This is a genomic window from Pseudomonas sp. NFACC14 (assembly GCF_900106885.1).
GTDB lineage: Bacteria > Pseudomonadota > Gammaproteobacteria > Pseudomonadales > Pseudomonadaceae > Aquipseudomonas > Aquipseudomonas fluorescens_AA.
This window is the reverse complement of sequence record NZ_FNOA01000006.1, coordinates 167,815-194,120: the sequence shown is the minus strand read 5'-3', so window position 1 is coordinate 194,120 and position 26,306 is coordinate 167,815. Positions and strand designations below refer to the sequence as shown.

Below are 26,306 nucleotides of genomic sequence, written 5' to 3'. Positions count from 1 at the left end.
GGACCATCACCATGTGGAATAGCACAACAACCCCCGCCATTGGCCGCATGAGCAACATCAGCCGGCTTGGAAGACTGGCGAAAACCCTTGCCGCTGGCTTCGCGCTGCTCAGTGCGGCGAGTATCGAAGCGTCCGCTCGCGTCGCACCGAAACCAGACTGGTCGACCGGCGACATGCCGTCCCAGAAAGGTCGGCTTGTCCTGATCACCGGTGGCACCAGTGGCATGGGCTATGAGGACGCGCTGGCCTTGGCGCGCGCCGGCGCCGACGTGATCATCGCCGCGCGCAACCCGGAACGCGGTGCGCAGGCCATTGCGCGTATTCGCCAGTCCGTGCCCGACGCCAAGGTGCAGTTCGAGGCCGTGGACCTGGCCGACCTTTCATCGGTGCGCGGCCTGGCCCAGCGGCTCAACCAGCGGCTGCCGCGCCTCGACGTGTTGATCAATAACGCCGCCGTCATGGCGCCTCCCGAGCGGGGGACTTCCGCCGATGGCTTTGAACTTCAATTGGCCACCAACTACCTGGGGCACTTCGCGCTGACCGGCCTGTTGGTGCCGCTCTTGCGTCAAAGCGAGGATGCCCGGGTGGTGAGCCTGTCAAGCATTGCCGCTGCGCGTGGCGCGATGAACCTCGATGACCTCCAGAGCGAGCAGAAATACGACCCCTACGCGGCCTACGCACAATCGAAACTGGCCGTGCTGCACTGGGCCTTTGCCTTGCAGCGGCGCAGTGACGCCGAAAACTGGGGCATTCGCAGCATCGCGGCGCACCCCGGCGTTGCCGTGACCGAGCTGGTCGAACGAGGTCCAGGCCTGGACAGCGAGTTCGGTCGGCGCTGGGCAAAGGACCGCGACGCGTACCACTCAGCGGCACAAGGGGCGCTGCCCACGTTATATGCCGCCACGGCTGCCCAAGCCGTAGGCGGGGCTTATTACGGCCCGACCGGTGATGGAGAAAGACGCGGTCCGCTGGGGTTCGCCAAGACGCCGCCTGCCGCCAGCGCGGAGGCGGACGCCGAGCGACTCTGGGCGGTCTCCGAGCGCCTGACCGGCGTGACCTATCGCTGATACGACCCTGGGCGCGGGCGTCCGTCCCGCGCTTGACCTTTGCCTTGTTGCCGTCTCCCCGGAGTCCCTATGAGTACGCCTTCCTATGTGCACCGGCTGAGTCTCGCCCTGAACGCCCGCGATGGCGAGTTGCGTCCGGCGCTGTGCGGGTTCCTGCTGTTTCTTTGCCTCTTCACCGGTTACTTCATGCTGCGTCCGATCCGTGAGTCGATGGGCATCGCAGCGGGGGTGGAGAATTTGCAATGGCTGTTTACCGCGACCTTCCTGGTCATGCTGGCGGCCGTGCCGTTGTTCGCCTGGCTCAGCTCTCGAGTGCCGCGCCTGCGCCTGATCGACTGGGTGTACGGCTTCTTTGGCTTCAACCTGCTGATGTTCGTCGAGCTGTTCCAGTTCCAGCCGGACAGTATCTGGCTGGCCCGGGTCTTTTACGTCTGGATCTCGGTCTATAACCTGTTCGTCGTCTCCGTGGCCTGGAGCCTGATGGCGGATGTGTTCGACAGCGAGCAGGCCAAGCGTCTGTTTGCCTTCATCGCCGCGGGCGCCAGCGTTGGCGGCCTGCTGGGCCCGGCTTTGAGCGCGCTGCTCATCGGTCCTCTCGGCGCCTCGGGGTTGATGTTGCTGGCGGCCTTGCTGCTGGGGGCCACGCTGGTGTTGAAACGAGCGTTGATGGGGTGGCGCGAAAAGGGTGGGGCGGGCCGTCCCGGCGCCGCGCCGACGCAAAGCCCCCGGCAGCCATTGCAGGGCAATCCGTTCAGCGGTTTGACGGCGGTGCTCAGGTCACCTTACCTGTTGGGAATCGCCGGGTTCGTCGTGCTGTTGGCGACGGTCAGCACCTTTCTCTACTTCGAACAGGCGCGCCTGGTGGCCGAGCTCTATCCGGATCGCGCGGCGCAAGTGCGCATCTTCGGCACTATCGACATCATCGTGCAGGCCGGTGCGTTGCTGTCCCAACTGTTCATCACCGGTCGTATCGCGCCGAGGCTGGGGGTGCGTGCCTTGCTGGCCATCGTGCCGCTGCTCATGTGCATCGGTTTCCTCGGCCTGGCGTTGGCGCCGGGGTTCGCGCTGCTGGCAGCGCTGATGATCGTGCGACGGATCGGCGAGTACGCGTTCGTCCGACCGGGCCGGGAAATGCTGTTCGCCCCCCTGGATGCCGAGAGCAAATACAAGGCCAAGAACTTCATCGATACCGTGGTCTATCGCGCGGGTGACGCCCTGAGCGGCTGGGCCAAGAGCCTGCTCGACCTGCTAGGGCAGGGCGCCGGTCCGGCCGCGATGATTGGCGCCTGTTGCGCGTTGCTGTGGGGTTACTTGGGCTGGCAATTGGGGCGGCGGGCGGACAACGCCGCTTCCCGGGAGCTGCGCTTGGCGGCCATCGCGGCCAGGGCATGAAGACCGTGCCAACCCAACTACTTTATTGTCCGTCGCATCGTTGCGACGAGTGAAAGGTGATGCGGATGAGTTTGAAAAAAAAGGTACTGGCGGTCGGTGCGGTGATTGCCTTCCTGGCATTCTCCAGCGTGTTTGCGGGCAAAGAAAACGCCTTGGTCGGGACATGGCGCATGGTCAGCGCAACCGTTGAGAGTCAGGGCAACCGATCGGAGGCTTATGGCCCCAACCCTCATGGCTGGCTCGTGTTCACGCCAGAGCTGACGTTTGTCGAAGTACTCACTGATCCGCGCGTGCCGGTGTTTCGATCCAATGTGCGTGGCGAAGGCACCGATGAGGAAAACCGGGCGGCGATGGCGGGGAGCATCGGTTTCTTCGGGCGATACACCGTCGACCAGAACGGTGAGTTCACGGGCAATACCGTCCAGGGCTCTACGTTCCCGAACTGGGTGGGCGCCGTGCGTACCCGGGACGACCTGCAGTTGAAGGTCGACGGCGACCAGATGGTGGAGGATTTTCGCCGCCCCGATGGGGCGAAGGTCCACATCGTCTGGGAGCGTGTGAAGTGATGTGCCCGAGGGCATTCGGGCACATCTGCCATCGCAGTGTGGACGGCTGGCACCGAAGCCCGAGGCGCGGCGAGAAAAGGGTGCCTAGGTACGCGAAGAGCCTTCAGGCGATTCGCCAAACCCAACGATCGCCTTGGTTTCCAGGTATTCCTCGAGGCCGAAGACGCCGTACTCACGACCATTGCCCGAGCGCTTGTAGCCGCCGAATGGCGCCATGGGATTCCAGGCGGGGTAATTCAGGAGCACTTGCCCCGCGCGAATTCGAGAAGCCACCGCGCGCGCCAGTTCAAGATCCTGCGATTGAACATGAGCGCCAAGCCCATAGATCGTGTCGTTGGCGATAGCGACTGCCTCGTCGATGCTTTCGTAGGCAATGATGCACAGCACCGGCCCGAAGATTTCTTCCTGGGCGATCCGCATGGCGTTATCCACCTCGGAGAAAACAGTCGGGCGGGTGTAGAAGCCCTTTTCAAACCCCGGCACGCGTCCGAGCCCGCCGCAGAGCAGTTTGGCGCCCTCATGCAGACCGGTCTCGATCATGGCTTGCACACGATTGAACTGGGCTTCATTGGCGATGGGGCCCAGTACCGTTTCCGGTGATTGCGGATCACCCACGATGATCCCGTTGGCGGTGGCGACCGCCAGTGCTTCGACCTCCGCCAACCGGTCCTTGGGCACGATCATCCGGGTAGGGGCGCTGCAGGATTGTCCGACGTTGCGCAACGCCGTCATCACGCCCAATGGGACAGCTTTGGCAAAGTCGGCATCGGGCAGCAGAATGTTCGGGGATTTGCCGCCCAGTTCCTGCCCGACCCGTTTCGCCGTCGGGGCGGCCGCCTGAGCCACCAGCGCGCCCGCGCGATTCGAGCCGGTAATCGAGATCATGTCGATGTCGGGATGGGCGGCCATCGCCGCGCCGACGACATGGCCGCTGCCGTTCACCAGGTTGAAGACGCCCGGTGGAACGCCCGCGTCATGGACCACTTGCGCAAACAGCAGGGCGCTCAGCGGCGACAGTTCACTGGGCTTGAGGACCACCGTGCAGCCGGCCGCCAGCGCCGCGGCGACTTTTGCGGTGATTTGATAAAGCGGCCAGTTCCACGGGGTGATGAGGCCGCAGACGCCGATGGGTTCGCGTTGGATCGCGGTCCCGTTCTCGACGGTCTGGAAACGATAAGTGGACAGCAGGTCGCGGGCGACCCGGACGTGTTCGGCGGCCAGGGGCACTTGCATCGCCCGTGCAGAACCGATGGCTGCGCCCATTTCCAGGGAGATCGCCTGGGCGAAATCTTCTTTGCGCTCAAGGATAAGCTCATGGAGCTTGCCCAGCACCTGCGCACGCGACGCCGTAGAAGTGACAGACCAACCGGCGAACGCGGCACGCGCCGCCGCGACCGCCCGATCGACATCCTCGGCAGACCCGCTGGCGACCTGGGCGACGACCTCTTCGGTCGCCGGATTGACCACCGGCAAACTGGCCGGGCTGACCGGCGCGGACCAACCGCCATTGATATAAAACAGCTGTGCTGTTTGCGGATCAACGCTGTAGCTATTCGAAGATTGAGTCATCATCCAAGGTGTTCCTTTAGAGCGGTCTGTCGAGCCTGCTCAATAAGCTAACAAAGCGGCCCAGACAAAAAATGCCGTTGTTCGAGTGCGCAAAGGAGAATCTGCCGTATCTGCCGGGCTAACTTGGCATTACCCCGTGGCGAGGGCCATCGCCTCGATTTCGATCAGGTAGCCATGATGCAAGGCCGGCACGGGCACTACCGCTCGCGCTGGCCGATGCTCTCCCAGGTAACGGGCGTAGATTCGATCGAACGCGGGCCAGTGTTCGATACCTGCGACATAGACCGTGACCTTCAGCAGGTCGCGCGTGCTTCGGCCCGCTGCGCCGAGGATCGCCACCAGGTTATCGAGGGCGATGGCGGCCTGGACCTCAAACGATTGGTCGGCACTGTGGACGCCATCGGCGCGTATGGGCAGTTGCCCGGACACATACAGAACGCCCTGATGCACCACCGCCTGGGCGTAATGTCCACCCGGCGCCGCGGCGTTGGTCGTGCTGATCAAATGGATCGAGCCTGCTTGATTACCAGCCATGCAAACGACTCCAGGTGTGCACGCCACCCTCGGCGTCAACCGCGTGATAGTCCGGGAATTGCGCGCCTGTGGCACAGGCATGGTTGGGCAGGATGCGCAGGCGGCTACCGATGGGAAAACGCGCGGTGAGGTCGACACCCTCGGCCGTTTCAAGCGCGACAATGCCGTGCTCCTGATTGGCGCCCGTGAGCAACGCGCCCTCGATCCAATCGCCGGCTTCGGTGCAAACCTGGCCATAACCAAAATCCCGCTGCTGACGCTGCGTGCCGCGGTCACGGCTCATGGCCATCCAACCGGCATCGGTGATGATCCAGCCTTTGTCTTTCTGATGACCGATGACAGTGGTCAGCACGCTCAGCGCCAACTCGTCGGCCTGGCAGACACCGATGTTGTGCATCACCAGATCGAAGAACACATAGACGCCGGCGCGCACTTCAGTGACGCCTTCCAGGTTCAGTGCCGACAAGGCCGTAGGCGTCGAGCCGATGCTGACCTCCGGGCAGGCGAACCCGGCTTCGCGCAGTCGTTGGGCCGCTTTGACGCAAAGAGCGCGCTCCTGTTCGGCCAGGGCTCGCAGCGCTTCAGGGGTGTCGAGTTCATAGCTTGAGCCGGCATGGGTCATCACCCCGCGAAGCGGCATGCCACCCTCGCTGAGTATCCGAGCGACTTCAAGGAGTGAATCGTCTTCGACGTGCAGGCCGGATCGATGGCCGTCGCAATCGATCTCGATCCAGACGTCGAAGCGTTCGTTGTGTTGCTGGCCGAAGGCGACGATGGCCTGGGCCGCGGCAAGGCTGTCCGTGAGGAGGCTCAACTGGCAGCCCTGGCGCCGCAGCAGCAAGGCCTGGGGCAGTTTGCCTGGCGCGATGGCGACGGCATAGAAAACGTCACGAATGCCTTCAGCGAAACAGTACTGGGCTTCCTTCAAGGTCGAAACCGTGACGCCGCTGGCTCCCGCGGCGAGCTGCGCCTGGATCACGGGGAGGCATTTGCTGGTTTTGATATGCGGGCGCAAACGCACACCCAGGGCATCCATGCGTTGTTGCATGCGCTGGATATTGTGCTGCATGCGCGGCACATCCACGAGCGCGGCGGGGGTATCGAGGGCGGCAAGAGAGGTTGACATAAGAAGGGCTCGAATGGCTGGGTACAGGGCCCACTCTACAAAGCCGTCGTGAAGGTGTGCTTCAATGAGGCGTCATCAATCATTAAGTAGAATTGAATGATCTCCATCGAGGACCTGCGTCTGGCCGTGACGCTGGCGCGCGCCGAATCGTTGAGCGCCGCCGCCAGAATCCTGAATGTCTCACCTCCCGCGCTGTCCATGCGTCTGCGCAAGTTGGAGACGCTGCTCGGCCTGACGCTGGCCAATCGCGATGCCCGACGCCTGAGTCTCACCGCCGATGGCGAGCGTTTCTCCCGGGAAAGCGCGCGTTTGCTGGAGCAGTTGGAAGCGCTCCCGGAGTCCTTCAAGCAACGGGACGAGCAGTTGGTTGGCACCCTCAGGCTGGCGGCGCCGTTCGGCTATGGACGGCAACGCATTGCGCCGCTGCTGGCGCGTTTCGCCAGGCTGCACCCTCAGTTGTGCCTGCACCTGGATTTACGCGAGACGCCATGGCCGGATCGCCATGACAGCGACGCGGTGATTCACATCGGTCACCTCAATGACAGCCTGTGGGTCGCCAGGCTCCTCACCTCAAATGACCGATGGTTATGCGCAAGCCCTGCCTATCTGCAACAGCACGGCACGCCGTCGTCACCTGAGCAACTTGCCGGGCACCGCTGCATTTGCATCCGTGAAAATGATGAAGACGTCACGCTGTGGCATCTGCGCAAGGGGCAGGGGCGTAAAACCCTGCGCATCGAGCCCGCGATGCTGAGCAACGATGGCAGCGTGGCTCGCCGCTGGGCCGAGCAAGGCCTGGGGCTGGTGCTGCGTTCGCAATGGGATGTCAGTGATGCCATTGCCGACAAGCGTCTGGTTCGGGTGCTGGAGGATTGGCAGTTCGACAGTGCGCCGATCAACCTGTTGGTGCCTTCACGAAAACTGCGTAGCCCGCGGGTGCAGGCTTTGGTGGCGTTTCTGGAGGAGGCATTGAAAGCATGATCGGCAGACTGCCCGCGAAGGTGGTTTCGTCGTCGATGAGACGTTGAATGTGCCGGCCTCATCGCGAGCAAGCTCGCTCCCACAGGGGACTGAGCACCTATTTTTGTCTGCCGAAAATCCAATGTGGGAGCGAGCCTGCTCGCGATAGCGGTGGCCCAGCTAAATGAATGCCAGCATGTGTTCCGTGAAACAGATAATCAAAACCTCCCATCCGAAGCGCTCCGCAAAGTCTGCTGAACACATCCCGCAAAACGGTGGTTTGTACCAGGCGACCTATACTTTTAACCGTTTATGCACGGTTTCTTGGTGTTGTAATAACACCATGATTCAGCGTGGCACTGATGCTTCCAGAACGGAGTAGCGGCTTGCCCTGGTCGCTACCCTCAGTGCATGGCCGATGCACCCGCGACCGCCTGAAGAAGACGTACCTTCAAATTCCCCGGCCTTCATGGACATCCCTAAAATGCCAGCACCGTTAATTTCCGTAGAGACGAATTCTGAGCTTCCGACGCACGCTGACGTTGTCGTGATCGGCGGCGGCATTATCGGAACCTTCACGGCCTATTACCTGGCCAAGCGCGGCATGAAGGTCGCGCTGGTGGAAAAAGGCCGCGTGGGTGCGGAGCAATCGAGTCGAAACTGGGGCTGGTGCCGTCAGCAGAATCGAGACGCTCGTGAACTGCCGCTGTCGACCAAGAGCCTGGATCTTTGGGAGCAGTTCGCGGCAGAGACCGGTGAGGACACCGGTTTCAGAAGGTGTGGCTTGCTCTACTTGAGCAACAACGAGAAAGAGCTGGCCGGTTGGGCGAAATGGGGGGAGTTCGCCCGTACCGTCAATGTGAAAACCCACATGCTGACGGCGGAGCAGGCCGCTCAACATGGGCGGGTGACCGGCAAGCCCTGGAAAGGCGGGGTCTTTTCACCTACCGACGGTACGGCAGACCCATCCCGTGCCGCCCCGGCGGTCGCACGGGCCATCATTAAACTGGGCGGCACGGTGCACCAGGGCTGTGCCGCCCGTGGCCTCGAGACCGAGGGGGGCCGGTTGTCTGCCGTCGTCACCGAGAAGGGCACCATTCGCACCAGGCTCGCGGTGCTCGCCGGTGGCGCATGGGCGTCCTCTTTCTGCCGTCAGTACGGCATCCGGTTTCCCCAGGCGTCCATTCGCCAGACGATATTGTCGGTCTCCAAGAGCACCCAAGAGATACCGGACGCGCTCCACACGGATGAAGTCTCCATGACCCGTCGCTCCGATGGCGGGATCACGCTGGCCATCAGTGGCCGAGGGCGTGTTGACCCGACCTTGCAATTGCTGCGTTTCGCCCCGCAGTTCCTGCCGATGTTCCAGCGCCGGTGGCGCAAGCTGGCCCCCGGTGGCCTGGAAGGCTTTCAATCGGGACACGAGGGCTTGGGGCGCTGGCGGTTGGACCAGCCGACGCCGATGGAGCGCATGCGAATTCTCGATCCGAAGGCAGACGCCTCGACGGTCGAGTTGACTTACAAGCGCGCGGTAGACCTGATCCCGGTGCTGAAAACCTCATCGGTCACCGCCGCCTGGGCAGGTTATGTGGACAGCACGCCGGACGGTGTCCCGGGCATCGGCGAGATGGCCAGCCTGCCTGGCCTGGTGCTGGCGGCAGGGTTCAGTGGTCATGGCTTCGGCATCGGCCCGGGTGCGGGCCATTTGATCGCCGACATAGTCTGTGACATGCCCCCGCTGGTTGATCCGCGTCCCTATCATCCGGACCGTTTTCAATCTTCGGCCTGGGGCAAGGTCGCGGAGTTCTGAGGCGCTGGAAACTCACCGGCAAAACAATGAACGGGCGCATCCTCAGGGGATGCGCCCGTTTTCGTTTGCAGGCGCAGATTCTGCCGTTGGTGGCGTTTCCCAGCGGTTCTTTACGCACCATAAACGTCCGCAAAAGCCTTGAAAACGGCGCAAATGCCCGTGCATGGCGCATCCCGCACAGTCTGCTGAGCAGGCCCCGAAAAACGGTGGTTTGTGCCAAGGGACCTATACTTTTAACCGTTTATGCACGGTCTCATGATGCTGTAATAAATCCGTGATGCAGCGTTGCACCCAGGCTTTCGGAACGGCGCAACCGCTTGCCCCTCATGACCTCAACCATCATTCAGGACTGCACTCATGAGCTTCCTTCGCCCCAAGTACATTACCTTCGACTGCTACGGCACGTTGACCAACTTCCAGATGGGGACCATGACGCGCGAACTGTTCGCCGATCGGGTCCCCGCCGAGCAGATGGGCCAGTTCGTCAAGGATTTCTCGGCCTATCGCCTGGACCAGGTAATGGGTGACTGGCGGCCCTATGATGAAATTCTCAAGACTGCCCTGGCCCGGGTCTGCAAGCGTTGGGGTGTCGAGTACAAAGGCGAAGGTCAGCGCTACTACGATGCCGTCCCGACCTGGGGACCCCATGCCGACGTACCGGCCGGCCTGTCGAAAATCGCCGACAAGATTCCCCTGGTGATTTTCTCCAACGCGATGGACGAGCAGATCATGTCCAACGTCGACAAGCTCGGCGCACCGTTCCATAAAGTCTTCACGGCTCAACAAGCCCAAGCCTACAAGCCGCGCCTGGCGGCCTTCGAATTCATGCTCGATAACCTCGGCTGCGGGCCGGAGGATGTCCTGCACGTGTCCTCGAGCTTCCGTTATGACCTGATGTCGGCCCACGACATGAAGATCAAGCACAAAGCGTTCGTGGCCCGTGGTCATGAACTGCCTGGAAACGCTGGCTACAACTACCACCAGATCCCGGACATCGGCGGATTGGCCGGCCTGGTCGGTCTCTGAGTCTTTGGGCACTCTTCAAGGCATAAGGGGTTAGACATGGGCAGTGAGTCTTATTGGCTCGATACCGCACCGGCATTTACCGGTGCCCAGCTCGGTGCGTTGCCCGGGCAGGTCGATGTGGCCATCGTCGGTGGTGGTTTCACTGGCCTGGCCGCGGCCCGGGCCCTGGCCTTGAAGGGGGCCAATGTCGTGGTGCTGGAAGGCGGGCGGGTCATTGGCGAGGCGTCGGGGCGCAATGGCGGCCAGTGCAATACCGGCGTGGCCCAGGACTACGCGGCCCTGAGTGCCAGCCTCGGCGCCGATAAAGCGCGCGCCTATTACCAGGCCTATGAAAGCGCTGTGCAGAGCGTCGTCTCGCTGGTGGAGCAGGAACAGATTGCCTGCGACTTCACACGCAATGGCAAGCTCAAGCTGGCGGCCAAGCCCTTGCATTACGAAGGTTTGGCGCGCACCTGCGAATTGATTCGGCGAGAGGTCGATGCCGAGGTCGAATTGCTGTCTGCGCAAGAGACCCGCGCTGAAGTCAACTCGGCCCAGTTCCATGGCGGCTTGTTGCAGCGCAATGGCGTGCAGATGCACGTCGGGCGCTTCGGGGTAGGGTTGGCCGAGGCCGCCGTCCGCCACGGCGCCTTGATTTTCCAGGGCGTGTCCGTCACGGACTGGAAAGCCAGTGCCGGCGGCTATCGGGTCAATACCACCAAGGGATCGCTACAGGCCACGCAGGTCCTGCTGGCCACCGGCACCTCCCAGCAGGGTGGGTTGGGCTGGTATCGGCGGCGGATCGTGCCGGTGGGCAGCTTCGTGATCGCCACCGAGGTGCTGCCGCAGGCGCTGATCGACAGTTTGCTGCCGGCACACCGCTCCTATGTCACCAGCCGCATGATCGGTAACTACTTCCGCCTGACCCCGGACAACCGTCTGCTGTTTGGCGGGCGGGCACGGTTTGCCATGTCTGACAGCGTGTCCGATGCCAAGAGCGGCAAAGTCTTGCACGCGGCGATGGTGCAGATGTTCCCGCAGCTGGCCCAGGTGAAGATCGATTATTGCTGGGGCGGATTGGTGGACATGACCTCCGATCGGCTGCCCCGGGCCGGCCAGCACGGAGGGATTTATCACTCCATGGGCTACAGCGGCCATGGTGTGCAGATGTCGGTGCACATGGGGCAAGTCATGGCCGACGTCATGGCGGGCAAGGTCGAGGCCAACCCTTGGCGCGAACTCGACTGGCCGGCCATCCCCGGTCATTTCGGCAAACCCTGGTTTTTGCCTCTGGTCGGTGCGTACTACCGCCTCCAAGACTATTTGCACTGAGTTGCGGGGTGACGCTTCACGTTTCAACACATTGCGTTAATCGCGCGCAATCGAGCCTTATCATTTCCGAAAGGTAGAACTGACATGACTGACGAAAAAAACAGTATCGACACCCAGCTGATAACAGGTACGGAAAGTCTGCGCATTTTCGAAGGGCTCAATCGCGGCATGTCACGCCGCAATGCATTGCAAATGCTGGGGTTGGCCGGGGTGGCCGTGGCGGGCGCGGGCAGCCTGTTCGGCGCCGCCGGCAAGCTGTTCGCCGATGAGGAGGCCGCCGCCCCTGGCAAAGGCAAGCCTGGCGGGCGCATTCGCGTCGCCGGCTCGACCAGTTCCACCACCGACACCCTGGACCCGGCCAAAGGGTCGTCGTCCACCGATTATGTGCGCCATTACATGTTCTATAACGGGCTGACGCGTTTCGACAGCCACATGGTGCCGCAACTGGAACTGGCCGAGCGTATCGACACCACCGACGCCACGCTTTGGGTGATCAGCCTGCGCAAGGAAGTGACCTTCCACAATGGCAAGGCACTGACCGCCGCCGACGTGGTGTTTTCGCTGCTGCGGCACAAGGACCCGATCACCGGCTCCAAGGTCCTGCCGCTGGCGTCGCAGTTCGCCGAAGTCAAAGCCGTCGGCACCCACGAAGTGCAGATACAATTGAGCGGTCCCAACGCGGAGCTGCCGTCGATCCTGGCCGTCTCCCACATGTTGATCGTTCCCGAGGGCACCAGCGATTTCAGCCAGGGCATCGGTACCGGTCCGTTCAAGGTCAAGGAGTTCAAGCCCGGGGTGCGCTCCATTGGTGTGCGCAACACCAACTACTGGAAACCCGGCTTGCCGTACCTGGACGAGATCGAATTCATCGGCATTGCCGACGAATCGTCACGGATCAACGCCCTGTTGTCGGGGGACGTGCACATCGTCAACGAGGTCAACCCACGTTCGACGACTCGCATCAAGGCCAGCGCCAAGCACCAGGTCATCGATTCACCGTCGGGCAACTACACTGACCTGATCATCCGCCAGGACCAGATGCCGGGCCAAAGCCCGGAATTCACCCAGGCCATGAAGTTGCTGCTGGACCGGGAACAGATCAAGTCGGCGATCTTCCGGGGCTATGCCAGGGTCGGCAACGATCATCCGATCGCACCTGGTGCACGGTTCTACAATGCCGAGTTGCCGCAACGGGCCTACGATCCGGAACAGGCCAGGTTCCTGCTCAAGAAGGCCGGCATGCAAGACATCAGCATGCCGCTGATGTGCTCGCCAGCGGCGACCGGCTCGGTGGACGTCGCGGTGCTGCTGCAGCAGTCCGCCAAGGAGGCGGGACTCAAGCTCAACGTCAACCGCCTGCCGAGCGATGGCTACTGGTCCAACCATTGGGCCAAGCACCCATTGAGCTTTGGCAACATCAACCCGCGGCCCAATGCCGACATGCTGTTCTCGCAGTTCTTCCAGTCGAGCGCACCGTGGAACGAATCCGGTTGGAAAAACGAACAGTTCGACCAGCTGTTGGTGCAGGCCCGAGGTGAGACCGACGAGGTCAAGCGCGGCAAGATGTACGGCGACATGCAAGTGCTGGTGCATGAGCACTGTGGCATCGGTGTACCGGTATTCATCAGCAACATCGATGGCGCCGATCAGCGCGTAAAGGGCTACGGTGCCAACCCCCTGGGCGGTTTCATGGGCTACATGTTTGCCGAGCAAGTCTGGCTGGATGCCTGATGACCGTCAGGTTTGTGCCATATTGCATGAGGGTCGGATGATGAACAGCAACACACTCTGGTTGATCGGCCGTCGCCTGGGGGCGGCGGTCGTGACCTTGTTGATTGTCTCCATGGTGGTGTTCGCCATCACGGCAGTGCTGCCGGGGGACGCGGCGCAACAGGCGCTGGGCCAGTTCGCCACACCGGAACAGGTGGCGGCCCTGCGGATGAAAATGGGGTTGGACCAGCCCGGTGTGTTGCGTTACCTGCATTGGCTGACGAGCCTGCTCAGCGGTGACTTGGGGATGTCGATGTCCAATGCCACGCCGGTCGTCGACTTGATGGCCGGCCGGGTCCCCAACACCTTGATGCTGGCGGCTGCCACGGCGTTGGTGTCGGTGCCTGTGGCCTTGGCCCTGGGTATCGGTTCGGCGATGGGACGAGGCGGGCGTATCGACAGCTTCCTGAGCTTCTTCACCTTGACCATGGTGGCGGTGCCGGAGTTTCTGGTCGCCACCTTGGCGGTGCTGATATTCGCCGTGAACCTGGGCTGGTTGTCGGCACTGTCCTACGCCAGTGACATCACCTCACCCTGGCAATTCATGCGCACCTACGCCTTGCCGGTGATGACGCTGTGCTGCGTGATTGTCGCGCAAATGTCGCGCATGACCCGGGCGGCGGTGATCGATCAACTCGACAGCCCTTACGTGGAAATGGCCCGGCTCAAGGGCGTCAGCAATATCCGGATCGTCCTTCGCCATGCCTTGCCCAATGCCATTGGCCCCATCGCCAATGCCATCGCCCTGAGCCTGTCCTATCTGTTGGGTGGGGTGGTGATCGTGGAAACGATCTTCAACTACCCCGGCATCGCCAGCCTGATGGTCGATGCCGTGACCAACCGCGACATGGCCCTGGTCCAGGCCTGCACCATGTTGTTTTGTACGGCGTATCTGGCGTTGGTATTGATTGCCGACCTGTGCGCGATCCTTTCCAACCCGAGGCTGAGAAACCAATGAACAACCTCATTGTGAAGTCCCCGACGGCGGCCGTTGCGCTGGGGCTGGGCAAAGACGCCCACGCAAAGTCCTGGCTTGGCCTGGTCGGTGCCGCGATGTGTTTGATCTGGTTGCTGGTGGCCATCTTCGGCCCTTGGCTGGCGCCGCATCCGGTGGGGGAAGTGGTCTCTGACAACGTCTTCGACAGCCTCAGTGCGACGTACCCGTTCGGCACCGATTACCTGGGCCGCGACATGCTCAGCCGGATCCTCGTCGGCGCACGCTTTACCGTCGGCCTGGCGTTGGTGGCCGCGGTGTTGTCCAGCACCCTGGGAACCAGTCTCGCGCTGTTGTCGGTGGTGTCGCCAAAGTGGCTGGATGAGCTGATCAGTCGCCTGATGGACGCGTTCATTTCGATCCCCAGCAAGATGTTGGCGCTGATCATGGTCTCGGCCTTCGGCTCCTCGGTCACCCTGCTGATCTGCACGGCGGTGTTGAGCTACACCCCCGGCGCTTTCCGCATCGCCCGCAGCATGGCGGTGAATATCGAAGCCCTGGAATACGTGCAAGTGGCCCGTACCCGTGGTGAGCGCCGGCTGTACATCGCTTGTGTGGAAATCCTGCCGAACATACTCAACCCGGTCCTGGCGGACCTGGGCCTGCGCTTCGGTTTTATCGTGTTGCTGCTCAGTGGCATGAGTTTCCTGGGGCTGGGCGTGCAACCGCCGGATGCCGACCTGGGCTCGCTGGTGCGCGAGAACATCGGTGGCCTCAATCAGGGGGCGCCGGCCATTGTGATTCCGGCCCTGGCCATCGGCACCCTGACCATCGGTGTGAATCTGTTCATCGACCGGTTGTCGTCGCGGCGTAGCCGACGTTCGGGAGGTCATTGAAATGAGCGAATTGATTCGAGTACAGGACCTGCGCGTGGTCGCCTGTGGCGAGCGCGGTGAAGTGGACATCGTCAAGGGGGTCAGCTTTTCCCTGCAAAAAGGCGAAGTGTTGGCGTTGATCGGTGAGTCCGGTTCCGGCAAGACCACCGTTGCCCTGGCGCTGCTCGGCTATGCCCGGCGCGGTTGTCGCCTGGCCGGCGGCGTGGTGCAGGTCGGCGAGCATGACATGCTGGCGTCGAGCGAAAGCCAGTTGCAGAAGTTGCGCGGCAACCGGGTGTCCTATATCGCCCAGAGCGCCGCAGCGGCCTTCAACCCGGCGAAAAAGCTGATCGACCAAGTGGTGGAGGGCGCGCTGATTCACGGCTTGGGTAGTCGGGCGGTGCTTGAAGCCAAGGCCATCGAGTTGTTCCGCGACCTGGCCCTGCCAGACCCAGAGCGCATTGGCCGGCGCTACCCCCACCAGGTGTCCGGCGGGCAACTGCAGCGGGTGATGGCGGCCATGGCGCTGATCAGCGATCCGTTGCTGGTGGTGCTCGACGAGCCGACCACGGCCCTCGACGTGACAACCCAGATCGATGTGCTGCGGGCCTTCAAGCGAGTGGTCGGCGAACGTGGGGCCACGGCCGTCTATGTGTCTCACGACCTGGCGGTGGTGGCGCAGATGGCTGACCAGATCGTGGTGCTCAACGGCGGTGAAATCTTCGAGCACAGCGCCACGGCACCGTTGCTCAAGGGCCCGGCCCATGAATACACCCGCAGCTTGTTGGCGGCGGCGCGACCGGACACGACGATCCGTCCGCCGAGCGACATCGCCCAAGACACACCGTTGCTGACCATCCAGGGGCTGACCGCCGGCTACGGCAACAAAAATGCCCAAGGCATGCCGGCGATTCGCGTGCTGGAAGACATTGACCTGACGATTCGCAGGGGTCAGGCCATTGGTGTCATCGGTGAGTCGGGCTCTGGCAAATCGACCCTGGCACGGGTCGTGGCCGGATTGTTGATGCCGGCCCTTGGCGGGTTGACCTTCGATGGCCAACCCCTGGGGGGCAGCCTGTCGTCGCGCCCCCCCGAGCAGTTCCGACGTATCCAAATGGTCTTCCAGAATGCCGACACCGCGCTCAACCCGATGCACAGCGTCAGCACGATCCTGAGCCGGCCGCTGAAGATGTATTTCGGCCTCAAGGGCGCGGCGTTGCGCGAGCGTATCGGCGAATTGCTGGACCTGGTGCGTTTGCCGCGGGCGATGGCGCAGCGGCGTCCGAACGAACTGTCCGGCGGGCAGAAGCAACGGGTCAACCTGGCCCGGGCCTTGGCGGCCAAGCCGGACCTGATCCTCTGCGACGAGGTGACCTCGGCGCTGGATACCGTGGTCGGTGCGGCGATTCTCGAACTGCTGCGCGATCTGCGCCAGCAACTGGGAGTGTCCTATCTGTTCATCAGCCACGACATCTCCACCGTGCGCGCCCTGTGTGACGACATCGTGGTGATGTACAGCGGCCACAAGATCCAGGCCGGCACGCGCCAATCCTATGCCGAGGCGCCGTTCCATCCGTACACCGACCTGCTGATCCATTGCGTACCGGAACTGCGCCAGGGCTGGCTGGAAACCTGTGGGGCCACGACCTGCCAGACGCTGCCGTCCGTTGGCCCCAAAGCCAACGTGCCCGGCCTGTGTACCTTTCTCAGTCGCTGCCCGGTGCGGGTCGACGGCTTGTGCAATTGCGTCGCGCCGCAACGGCGGACGATTGTGGGCGGCAGTGAAATCCTCTGCCACCACGACAGTGCGGAACTGATGAAGACCCAGCAGTCCAACAACCTGACCGTGGCGGCATATGCATGAACCGGCGTTTCGTCAGGCGGGTCGACATCAAGCGTTTCTTCTTTTCAGTCGAGCAACGGAGCAAGGCCTCATGAAACCCCGCGTGTTGGACATTCTCAAACGGCTGATGGCCTTCGATACCGTCTCTTCGGAATCGAACATGGCCTTGATCGAGTACGTGCGCGACCTGCTGCTGACCAAGGGCATCGAGTCCCTGATCGTCCAGGATGAAAGCGGCAGGAAAGCCAATCTGTTTGCCAGCACCGGGCCACGGGACGTGCCGGGGATCCTGCTGTCCGGGCATACCGACGTGGTGCCGGCGGCGGGGCAGGCCTGGACCTTTCCGGCATTCGAGGCGACGGTGCAGGATGGGCGGATTTATGGTCGTGGCAGTTGCGACATGAAGGGTTTTATCGCACTGGCTGTCGACGCCATGCTCGAGGCCACCGGGCAGCCATTGAGCCGGCCATTGCAATTGGCCCTGTCCCATGACGAAGAGATCGGTTGCGTGGGGGTGCGTCGTCTGCTCGATGTGCTGCACCTGGCACCGGTCCGGCCGTTTCTGTGCGTCATCGGCGAGCCAACCAATATGCAGTTCGTGCTCGGGCACAAGGGCAAGGGTTCCTACCGTACTTACTGTCGCGGCCTGGAAGCCCATTCGTCCCTGGCACCGCGCTCGGTCAATGCGATTCACGTGGCCTGCGATTTCATCGCCGCGCTGCGCCTGAGCCAGCAGCAGTTGCAAGAGCAGGGCGCCCGGGATACCGATTACGACGTACCCTACAGCACCGTGCATGTTGGACAGATTGTCGGCGGCAAGGCGCTGAACATTGTGCCCAACTTGTGCACCCTGGACTTCGAAGTGCGTAACTTGCCGGCGGACGACCTGGACGGGTTCCTGGAACAGATGCGCGAGCGAGCCGAACTGATCGTCGGCGAAGCCAGGAAGCTCTCCAGCGTGGCCGCTATCGAAATCGAGACCCTGAATGTCTATCCGGGCCTCGATACCCACCCGAGCCTCGAAGCGGTGCGTTTCCTGAAAAACTTTGCCGCGCCGGATACTGGCACGGCAAAGGTCTCATTCGGCACCGAGGGCGGGCTGTTCAAACAACGCCTGGATGTACCGGTGGTGGTCTGCGGGCCAGGCTCGATAGAACAGGCGCACAAGCCTGACGAGTTCATCGAGATCAGCCAGATGGACGCTGGCGAGCGCTTCCTGCAAGGGTTAGTGGGCTCAATGCACCGCTAGTATTCCGTCTGCCTGATTGAACATTCCCTCACCACGCCTGCAACCCCGTGCGTTTCATCGCCTGATCGAGGCGTACGGCGATCGATCCCCACCCGCGGTAGAGCATGCCGTCGAAGGCTGATTTTCAGCATTCACGGCTGTAGGGCCGGCGTTTTCAGCATCCTCGTCCAGGGCGAAACAATAGACTGAAGGCTGTCTCAAAACAGGACCCGACACCATGCTCAAGAATCGCCTGAAAGACCCCAGCCTGCTGGTAGAACGCGCTTACATCGACGGTCAGTGGGTCGGCGCCGACAACGCCGCGACCGTGGACGTTATCAACCCGGCCACCGGCGAAATGCTCGCCAGGGTCCCCGCGATACAAGGCAATGAAACCCGGCGCGCCATCGAAGCCGCCGACCGTGCCTGGCCGGCCTGGCGTGCACGTCCGGCGGCAGAGCGGGCGGCGTTGCTGGATCGCTGGTATCAGGCCATGATCGACAACCTCGATGACCTGGCGTTGATCTTGACCTGCGAACAGGGCAAGCCGCTGGCGGAAGCCCAGGGCGAAATTCGCTACGGTGCCAGCTTCGTCAAATGGTTCGCCGAAGAAGCCCGACGGGTCTATGGCGAAACCATCCAGGCCCCCAGCGGTGATCGCCGCTTGCTGACCCTCAAGCAACCGGTCGGTGTTTGCGCCGCGATCACCCCATGGAACTTCCCCAACGCGATGATCACCCGCAAGTGCGCGCCCGCCCTGGCCGCCGGTTGCACGATCGTGGTCAAGCCGTCGGACCTGACCCCGCTGTCGGCCCTGGCACTGGCGGTGTTGGCCGAGCGGGTCGGCATTCCGGCCGGGGTGTTCAACGTCGTGACCGGCATGCCCGCCGGCATTGGTGAAGAACTGACCGGCAACCCGACTGTGCGCAAGCTGTCTTTCACTGGGTCCACGGCGGTCGGTCGCCTGCTGATGCGCCAGAGCGCCGAACACATCAAGCGCTTGAGCCTGGAGCTGGGCGGTAACGCACCGTTCATCGTGTTCGACGACGCGGACCTGGAGCAGGCGGTGACCGGCATCATGCTCAGCAAATTCCGCAACGCCGGGCAAACCTGCGTCTGCGCCAACCGGATCTTGGTGCAGGACGGGATCTACGAGCGCTTCGCCCTGCGTCTGGTGGAGGAGGTGGGCAAGCTCAAGGTCGGCGATGGCCTGGATGACGGCGTAAACATAGGCCCACTGATCAATACGGCGGCGGTCAGCAAAGTCGCTCGACATATCGACGAGGCCTTGAGTCAGGGCGCTCGTCTACTCTGTGGTGAAATCCCCAAGGGCGACAGCCAGTTCGTCCAGCCGACGGTGCTCGGTGAGGCCCATGCCGGAATGCTGCTGGCCAATGAAGAGACCTTCGGTCCCGTTGCGCCGTTGATGCGCTTCAGCACCGAAGAAGAGGCGCTGGCCTCGGCCAACGCAACGCCTTATGGCTTGGCCGCCTATTTCTTCACCCAGGATTTGCGCCGCTCATGGCGGTTCGGCGAGGCGCTGGAGTTCGGCATGGTCGGGCTCAATACCGGGCTCATCTCCATGGATGTCGCCCCCTTTGGCGGCATCAAGCAATCGGGCCTGGGGCGTGAAGGCAGCAAGTATGGCCTGGACGAGTTCCTTGAAGTCAAAGCCTTCCACATGGGTGGCTTGTGATGCGGTCAGCATTTGAAGAGAGGAGGCACGGTTGATGAGCAAACCATTCAGAATCGCCGCGATTGCCGGCGACGGCATTGGTAAGGAAGTCCTGCCGGAAGGGCTGCGGGTATTGGAGCAGGCCGCGAAGAAATGGCAATTGGATTTGAGCATCGAAGTGCTCGACTGGGCCCACTGCGATTATTACCTGGAACACGGGCAGATGATGCCCGCCGACTGGTTTGCGCAGCTCAAGGACTTCGACGCGATCTACTTTGGCGCCGTGGGCTGGCCTGACAAGGTGCCGGATCACATTTCCCTGTGGGGTTCGCTGCTGAAGTTTCGCCGGGACTTCGACCAATACGTGAACATCCGGCCGGTGCGGCTGTTTCCCGGTGTACCGTGCCCGCTGGCCGGACGCGAAGCCGGGGACATCGACTTCGTGGTGATCCGCGAAAACACCGAGGGCGAATATTCCTCGATCGGCGGCAAGATGTTCGAAGGCACCGAACATGAGTTCGTGCTGCAGGAATCGGTGTTCACTCGCCGCGGCGTGGACCGGATTCTCAAGTTCGCCTTCGACCTGGCCCAGACCCGGCCGCGCAAACGCCTGACCGCGGCGACCAAGTCCAACGGCATCTCCATCAGCATGCCGTACTGGGACGAACGCACCGCGCTCATGGCGCAGCAGTACCCGGACGTCACCTGGGACAAGCAACACATCGATATCCTCTGCGCCCGCTTCGTGCTTCAACCCGACCGTTTCGATGTGGTCGTGGCCTCGAATCTGTTCGGCGACATCCTGTCCGACCTGGGCCCTGCCTGCGCCGGCACCATCGGCATTGCACCGTCAGCCAACCTCGACCCGGAGCGCCGGTTCCCCTCGCTGTTCGAACCGGTCCATGGCTCGGCGCCGGATATCTATGGACGGAACATCGCCAACCCGATTGCGATGATCTGGTCCGGCGCCTTGATGCTGGACTTCCTCGGCAATGGCGATGAGCGCTACCGTGCGGCCCATGATGGGATTCTCAGGGCCATCGAGCAGGTGATCGCCGAGGGGCCGGTCACACCTGATCTAGGCGGGCAGGGCTCGACCCAGGATGTTGGTCAGGCTATTGCGATGGCGCTTTGAACTGAGGTGTTGCATTCATCGCGAGCAAGCTCGCTGCCACATTGGATTTTCAAAAGCCACAGACCTCATGTACACCACGCTCCCCTTGTGGGAGCGAGCTTGCTCGCGATGGCGTTGTGTCAGTCGACATCATCATTGCTGACGATCCGCCATCGCGAGCAAGCTCAGCTCCCACAAGGGATTGCGGGCGGATGCTGAATCTGTGGACACCGAAGAACCCATGTGGGAGCCGAGCTTGCTCGCGATGAGGCCAGCAAGCCCGGCATCCATGTGACTGAACCACCGCCATCGCGAGCAAGCTCGCTCCCACAGGGGGAGCGTGGCCTTACCAATCCAAAAAAGCCCCGCCAGACATCACTTGCAGACGTAGACCTTGCGCACATAGACGCTGCTCTTCCAGGCGCAGGGGGCGCCTCGAGGCACGAACACTGTATCGCCCGTGTTGACCACCAGTTCGGAACCGTCGGCGATCTGGAGAATGATGCTGCCCTCGATCAGGTGCATCAGTTCATGCATCGTGTGTGGCCGCGCCTTGCGGGTATAGGGTGTCGAGTCCCAGATGCCGATGCGCAGGTTGGTCGCGTCCTCGACGAACACGTTGTTCGAGCGACATTGCGGTGTCGGGCTCAGCAGGAATTCTTCACTCGGAGGCGTCGAAGGGGAGAGCAGGGTGTATGGGGGGAGGGCGGTCAGGCCGATGTTGCCGACTTCAACAGGCTGGATATCGGCACAGAATGCCCAGAACGAGCCAGGTAGCGCGTCGATCTGAACCGATGTGCCACGGGCGATCACGGCGCTGTCACCCGGATTGAGTTCGAGCGCGTGATCCTGGCTCTGCAAGATGACGCGTCCCGCGTGGACCACGATCGTTTCACTGTAGGGGTACCGATCGCTGCTGAATTGTCCGCTCGCCTGGACGACGCCGGCGGCAATGTCATCCGTTCCGACATAAGCAATCTGCCTGTCGAAAGGATCGTTGGCGCCCAATGAGCCGCAGGTGAATGCTGTTGACGCGGGAGTGCCGTTGGCATGTGCGAGCGGCACGGCGGTGGGTTCTAGCATGAGGGTGCTTCTCCAGGAGAGTGGATGATATCGCTGTGAGATAAGGGTCAGCCGATGGCCTGGGTTACCAGTGCAAATTGATGCACGCCGCCGCTGGCCTGGGGTGGGGTCCCACGAACCATTTGTGCGACGGTGTCGACCTGTTTCAGCCCGGCTTCTTCCAGCCAGGAACCGAGCCCGCTCTCGGGCAGTACATCCATGCGCACGAAAGCATCCGGCACTTGAGCCAACAACACCGCGATCAAGTGCTTGGCCTGCTCTGGATTTTCCGCAACGACCGGGCCGATGTAACGACCGCGACCGAAGGAACGCAGGAGGGCGAACGCTCGCAATTGACCCTCACGCTCGATCCCTACAACGTCTTCAACACTCTCGAACAGGTCGTTGAGCACGGCATGCCGGTCCAGGCCGCTGCCCGCGTTGGCGAGTGCGATCACGTCGTTTCGATCGGCTTCGGTCAGGTGGCGCAGGCGCTCACCGGATGGCAGGTCCGTGGGGGCCGGAGGCGATACGTTGCCTTGGTGTTGTTGGATATGCCCAAAGTCAACGAAGCCCTGGCTGGCATAAAGGGGCGCGCCGGCCAGCGTCGCATTGAGCATGGCGGTCTGCGAACCGCACGCCTGGAGTGCCAGCTCCATCAGTTTTCGACCGATGCCCTGGCCCTGATACTCATCGCTGACGATCACCAGGCCGATCGTGGCGTAATCGCCCTGCGGGCAGGTGAACGCCGTACCGATCAGGCGGCCTTCGTCCTCTGCGACAAAACCCTGCGAGACACGCTGCAGCATGGCCCAGTCTTCCAGGCGGTGGGGCCACTTCAACTGCACGGACAACGCATGAGCCGATGTCACATCGGCAGGCGTCATGGGGCGATAGGTGTAGGCGGGGCGTTGCGTGTTGGACATGACAGATCTCCATGGACAGGGAGCGTGACCGGTCGGATTTCTCCGCTGAAAGTGTGGGTATCTCACCTGCCACCAGGCCTGACAAGAGGCGGACATTGATTCGGTAGATTGCATAAGTTGCGGCTTCGCGCACCGCAGTTATTGCTCAAATCGGGCGCAGGCTCAGCAGCAAATATCAGCGGATTTTCCGTAGGTGTTTTTTCTCGTAGGTGCATGACAAGCGCAGGTCAATAACGTCGCTGAGGGTCAATCTGACCGAGCATCGATTCGCCGCGTTGATGGCGACGGATATTGTCCAGCAACACGCCAAAGGCGCTTTCGGGCTGGGTCATCGCCGCGATATGCGGCGTCAGCAATATTTGCGGATGCTGCCAGAACGGGTGATCCGGCGCGGCCGGTTCCTGTTGCAATACGTCGAGCACCGCGGCACTCAGCTGGCCGCTGGCCAGAGCCTCGAGCAGATCCTCTTCTATCAAGTGCCCGCCACGGCCCATGTTGACCAGGGCAGCCCCCTTGGGCAGATGTTGGAACAACTGGCGGTTGAGAATTCCTCTGGTCTGCTCGGTCAATGGCAAGACACACAGCACGATGTCGCATTGGCCGAGGAACGCCGGGAGCTGTTCGTCACCGGCAAAGCAATCCACCCCGGCGATGCGGTGTTCGCTGCGTGCCCAACCTGATAAGGCGAAGCCAAAGGTTTGCAAGGTGGCCAGGATCTGCCGGGCCTGCAGGCCTAGCCCCATGACACCGACCCGACGCTGGGCCGCCGGCTGCAGCAAGTGCGCCTGCCAGCACCGGGCGACCTGTTGCTGGCGATAACGGAGCATGTCCCGGTGCAGGCTGAGCACGGCGAAACTGGCGTACTCGCACATGCCCCGGGTGATGCCGGGGTCGAGTAACCGGACCACGGGCAGGGACGTGGGCAGGCGATCGAGGTCAAGCTGGTCGACCCCGGCCGACAAGGCGAACAGCACCTCCAGGTTTGGCAGCCGTGTTTCGAGGTCGTCCGGTGCCTGCCAGGCGGCGAGGTAGCGAATATCCTTCGGATCGCCGATGTCCGGCCAGGCACGCCATTCGATATCCGGCGCGTGCTCGGCGAATAGACGCTTCCATTGTTCGCCGCGTACCGGATCGGCTTTGTAAAGCAGGGCCATGGGTCAGTTCTCGTACTGGATAGGGAACCTCCAGCATGCCCGAGTGGCAAAGCAGGATGTATCAAAAGAGCCTGCGTAATCACACATCGCTGCGTTGTATGGGGCGTCTGCCGGCAGATTCCATCGGGCTGGAGGCGGCTGAAGGAATCTGCTGTTTGCCGGGGTGAAAACAGTCGATCCGAATTTCCCAGAGGCCAAGTTCGGCTTAGACAATCGCGTCGAACGCTTAACCTGTGGAGCACATCGCAGCCGTTTCCCGGTTGCCCGGTTCACTGTGGGAGATGCCATGAACAGTAAAGTCGAAGAAACCCCAAGCTTGCTCCGTCAACGCGATCAATTCGTGCCTCGGGGTCTGGTCACCGCACATCCGCTGGTCATCGACCGGGCCCAGGGGGCTGAAGTGTGGGACGTGGACGGGGCGCGCTACCTGGATTTCGTCGGCGGCATTGGCGTCTTGAACATCGGTCACAATCATCCGAAGGTAGTCGCGGCCGTGCAGGCCCAATTGCAAAAGGTCAGCCATGCTTGCTTCCAGGTGGTGGCCTACAAGCCCTATCTCGACCTGGTCAAGCGCCTGTGCGGGTTGGTGGGTGGTCAGCAAGCCTACAAGGCGGCGCTGTTCACCTCTGGCGCGGAGGCGGTGGAGAACGCGGTGAAGATCGCCCGCGCCCATACCAATCGTCCCGCCGTCATTTCCTTTCGTGGCGGCTTTCATGGGCGGACCTTGCTGGGTACGACGCTGACAGGCATGAGCCAGCCCTACAAGCAGAACTTCGGGCCCTTCGCACCGGAGGTCTTCCACACCCCATACCCGAATGCCTATCGCGGTTTCAGCAGCGACATGGCGTTGCAGGCCCTGAATGAGTTGCTGGCGACCCAAGTCGCTCCGGATCGAGTCGCGGCGATCATTATCGAGCCGGTGCAGGGCGACGGCGGCTTCCTTTGCGCACCGCCCGAATTTCTCCAGGCGCTGCGGACCCTGACCGAGCAACACGGCATCGTGCTCATTCTCGATGAAATCCAGACCGGCTTCGGCCGTACCGGCAAGTGGTTCGGTTTTCAGCACGCCGGCATTCAGCCGGACCTGGTCACTGTCGCCAAGAGCCTGGCAGGTGGCTTGCCCATTTCGGGCGTGGTGGGGCGTGCGCACATCATGGACGCACCATTGCCCGGTGGTCTTGGCGGCACCTATGGCGGCAACGCCTTGTCCTGTGCCGCGGCGCTGGCGGTGATCGACGCTTACGAACAGGAGCAGTTGCTCGAGCGTGGCCAGGTCCTGGGGGAGCGGCTGCGTCAGGGGCTGCTGCGCTTGCAGGCACGTCACCCGCGCATCGGTGACGTGCGCGGTACCGGCTTCATGCTGGCCATCGAATTGATCAAGAACGATGAGGCCCGCAGCCCCGATGCCGAACTCACCCAACAACTGATCGACCAGACCAGGGTAGGCGGGCTGTTGGTGATCAAATGCGGGGTGTACCGAAATGTCCTGCGCTTCCTGGCGCCCCTGGTCACCGAAGAAAGTCAGATCGACGAAGCACTGGCCATCCTTGAAGCAGCATTGCTCCGCGTGTTGGATTAATCTCAGGCCTCGGTCGGCCCGCTGTAGTGACGGGCCGACCGAAAGCATTTAGCGCATATGGATGGATGAATGCATCATGGGAGGCGACACACATGCACCTGACTGATTATCGTGCGCTGCTGATCGATTGCGACGAAGTCCTGGTCGATCGGGATTCCGGTGTCTGGACGGCCCTGCAACCTTTGCTCGACAACCATCCGGACGTGCCAGGCAGGGAAGCGGTGCTGGCTGAGTTCGACGAGACGGTGCGCGGGCTCTATCCGCGTTTTTCCGAACTGGGCTTCAGTGGTTTATTGTGCTTCGCCCATCGTCAACTGGCAGAGCGCCTGGGGCTCAAGGTCAGTTGGGAGGAGGGCATGAGCTTTGCCCGTTCGGCCTGCAACTGGTCGCTGTTCGAGGACGCGCCCGGTGCCATGTTGTACCTGCGCAAATTCTACCGGCTGCTGGTGTACTGCGATCGTGATGCCGAGGATCGTGACCCGCTCTGCGAGCGCCTTGGAATTCCCCCCGAGGACCTGCATTCCCGCGCCAACAATCCATTGGAGGACGAGGCATGGTTGCTGGCGAACAAGCTCAAGCCTGAAACCATCATGCAAGTGTCCAGGCCGCCCGCGCGCCCGCCAAAATCGGCGGGCTTGTGCCTGATCCGCCGTGGCCATGAGCCTGATAATCAAGCATATTCCGCCGATTTCTACATCACCAGCATGGCCGACCTCGTCGCTCAGCATCAGCTATCTTTGCGACGTTGAATTTGCTAAAACCACTGTCAACCTGAAGACAACCGA

22 protein-coding genes are annotated in these 26,306 nt (G+C 62.2%); 16 read left to right on the top strand and 6 right to left on the bottom strand.

What is annotated here, in order from left to right; genetic code table 11:
• Positions 1-11: 11 nt before the first annotated feature.
• The 3 genes from BLU85_RS12385 to BLU85_RS12375 all read left to right on the top strand — a co-directional run bounded on the left by BLU85_RS12385 (position 12) and on the right by BLU85_RS12375 (position 3,025).
• The gene (locus tag BLU85_RS12385; protein WP_092199729.1) at positions 12-1,067 is read left to right on the top strand and encodes an oxidoreductase; all 1,056 of its coding nucleotides are present in this window, start codon (positions 12-14) and stop codon (positions 1,065-1,067) included.
• Positions 1,068-1,136: 69 nt separating this feature from the next.
• On the top strand, positions 1,137-2,459 hold the full coding sequence (locus BLU85_RS12380) for an NTP/NDP exchange transporter (protein ID WP_092199726.1): 1,323 nt from the start codon (positions 1,137-1,139) through the stop codon (positions 2,457-2,459).
• 65 nt (positions 2,460-2,524) lie between these two features.
• On the top strand, positions 2,525-3,025 hold the full coding sequence (locus tag BLU85_RS12375; RefSeq protein ID WP_092199722.1) for a lipocalin-like domain-containing protein: 501 nt from the start codon (positions 2,525-2,527) through the stop codon (positions 3,023-3,025).
• 84 nt (positions 3,026-3,109) lie between these two features.
• Here the strand turns inward: BLU85_RS12375 and BLU85_RS12370 are convergent, their stop codons facing one another.
• From BLU85_RS12370 to BLU85_RS12360, 3 genes are all read right to left on the bottom strand, one after another.
• Entirely contained in the window at positions 3,110-4,597 is a 1,488-nt protein-coding gene (locus tag BLU85_RS12370) for an aldehyde dehydrogenase family protein (RefSeq protein WP_092199719.1), read from the bottom strand.
• Between the two features lie 126 nt (positions 4,598-4,723).
• A complete protein-coding gene (locus BLU85_RS12365) occupies positions 4,724-5,128 on the bottom strand; it encodes a RidA family protein (RefSeq protein WP_092199716.1) in 405 nt (134 codons plus the stop codon).
• Positions 5,118-6,254 (bottom strand): DSD1 family PLP-dependent enzyme, encoded by a 1,137-nt coding sequence (locus tag BLU85_RS12360; protein WP_092199713.1) that lies wholly within the window; start codon positions 6,252-6,254, stop codon positions 5,118-5,120. The genes BLU85_RS12365 and BLU85_RS12360 overlap by 11 nt, the downstream gene beginning before the upstream one ends.
• Positions 6,255-6,350: 96 nt before the next feature.
• On the opposite strand from BLU85_RS12360, the gene BLU85_RS12355 reads away from it, so the two are divergent.
• The 11 genes from BLU85_RS12355 to BLU85_RS12305 all read left to right on the top strand — a co-directional run bounded on the left by BLU85_RS12355 (position 6,351) and on the right by BLU85_RS12305 (position 20,821).
• Positions 6,351-7,235, top strand: a complete 885-nt coding sequence (locus BLU85_RS12355; protein WP_092199710.1) for a LysR family transcriptional regulator — start codon at positions 6,351-6,353, stop codon at positions 7,233-7,235.
• 463 nt (positions 7,236-7,698) lie between these two features.
• The gene (locus BLU85_RS12350) at positions 7,699-9,024 is read left to right on the top strand and encodes an NAD(P)/FAD-dependent oxidoreductase (RefSeq protein ID WP_092199707.1); all 1,326 of its coding nucleotides are present in this window, start codon (positions 7,699-7,701) and stop codon (positions 9,022-9,024) included.
• Positions 9,025-9,381: 357 nt separating this feature from the next.
• Positions 9,382-10,050 (top strand): haloacid dehalogenase type II, encoded by a 669-nt coding sequence (locus BLU85_RS12345; protein WP_092199704.1) that lies wholly within the window; start codon positions 9,382-9,384, stop codon positions 10,048-10,050.
• A gap of 36 nt (positions 10,051-10,086) precedes the next feature.
• Entirely contained in the window at positions 10,087-11,361 is a 1,275-nt protein-coding gene (locus BLU85_RS12340; protein ID WP_092199701.1) for an NAD(P)/FAD-dependent oxidoreductase, read from the top strand.
• Positions 11,362-11,445: 84 nt separating this feature from the next.
• On the top strand, positions 11,446-13,092 hold the full coding sequence (locus tag BLU85_RS12335) for an ABC transporter substrate-binding protein (protein WP_092199698.1): 1,647 nt from the start codon (positions 11,446-11,448) through the stop codon (positions 13,090-13,092).
• A 40-nt stretch (positions 13,093-13,132) separates the two neighbouring features.
• On the top strand, positions 13,133-14,089 hold the full coding sequence (locus BLU85_RS12330) for an ABC transporter permease (RefSeq protein ID WP_092200018.1): 957 nt from the start codon (positions 13,133-13,135) through the stop codon (positions 14,087-14,089).
• Positions 14,086-14,961: an ABC transporter permease gene (locus BLU85_RS12325; protein WP_092199695.1), complete on the top strand. Its 876-nt coding sequence runs from the start codon at positions 14,086-14,088 to the stop codon at positions 14,959-14,961. The genes BLU85_RS12330 and BLU85_RS12325 overlap by 4 nt, the downstream gene beginning before the upstream one ends.
• Before the next feature lies 1 nt (position 14,962).
• A complete protein-coding gene (locus BLU85_RS12320; RefSeq protein ID WP_092199692.1) occupies positions 14,963-16,804 on the top strand; it encodes an ABC transporter ATP-binding protein in 1,842 nt (613 codons plus the stop codon).
• Between the two features lie 70 nt (positions 16,805-16,874).
• A complete protein-coding gene (gene argE, locus BLU85_RS12315; RefSeq protein ID WP_092199689.1) occupies positions 16,875-18,032 on the top strand; it encodes an acetylornithine deacetylase in 1,158 nt (385 codons plus the stop codon).
• A gap of 217 nt (positions 18,033-18,249) precedes the next feature.
• Positions 18,250-19,707 (top strand): NAD-dependent succinate-semialdehyde dehydrogenase, encoded by a 1,458-nt coding sequence (locus BLU85_RS12310; RefSeq protein WP_092199686.1) that lies wholly within the window; start codon positions 18,250-18,252, stop codon positions 19,705-19,707.
• Positions 19,708-19,741: 34 nt separating this feature from the next.
• Positions 19,742-20,821 (top strand): tartrate dehydrogenase, encoded by a 1,080-nt coding sequence (locus BLU85_RS12305; protein ID WP_092199683.1) that lies wholly within the window; start codon positions 19,742-19,744, stop codon positions 20,819-20,821.
• Positions 20,822-21,175: 354 nt separating this feature from the next.
• On the opposite strand, the gene BLU85_RS12300 is transcribed toward BLU85_RS12305, so the two are convergent.
• The 3 genes from BLU85_RS12300 to BLU85_RS12290 form a co-directional block, all read right to left on the bottom strand.
• The gene (locus tag BLU85_RS12300; protein ID WP_092199680.1) at positions 21,176-21,883 is read right to left on the bottom strand and encodes a cupin domain-containing protein; all 708 of its coding nucleotides are present in this window, start codon (positions 21,881-21,883) and stop codon (positions 21,176-21,178) included.
• Between the two features lie 47 nt (positions 21,884-21,930).
• On the bottom strand, positions 21,931-22,788 hold the full coding sequence (locus BLU85_RS12295) for a GNAT family N-acetyltransferase (protein WP_092199677.1): 858 nt from the start codon (positions 22,786-22,788) through the stop codon (positions 21,931-21,933).
• 227 nt (positions 22,789-23,015) lie between these two features.
• Positions 23,016-23,942: a 2-hydroxyacid dehydrogenase gene (locus BLU85_RS12290; protein WP_092199674.1), complete on the bottom strand. Its 927-nt coding sequence runs from the start codon at positions 23,940-23,942 to the stop codon at positions 23,016-23,018.
• A gap of 286 nt (positions 23,943-24,228) precedes the next feature.
• On the opposite strand from BLU85_RS12290, the gene gabT reads away from it, so the two are divergent.
• Together gabT and BLU85_RS12280 are read left to right on the top strand one after the other, a co-directional pair.
• Positions 24,229-25,521: a 4-aminobutyrate--2-oxoglutarate transaminase gene (gene gabT / locus BLU85_RS12285; protein WP_092199671.1), complete on the top strand. Its 1,293-nt coding sequence runs from the start codon at positions 24,229-24,231 to the stop codon at positions 25,519-25,521.
• Positions 25,522-25,613: 92 nt separating this feature from the next.
• The gene (locus BLU85_RS12280) at positions 25,614-26,270 is read left to right on the top strand and encodes an HAD family hydrolase (protein WP_092199668.1); all 657 of its coding nucleotides are present in this window, start codon (positions 25,614-25,616) and stop codon (positions 26,268-26,270) included.
• Positions 26,271-26,306: the final 36 nt, after the last annotated feature.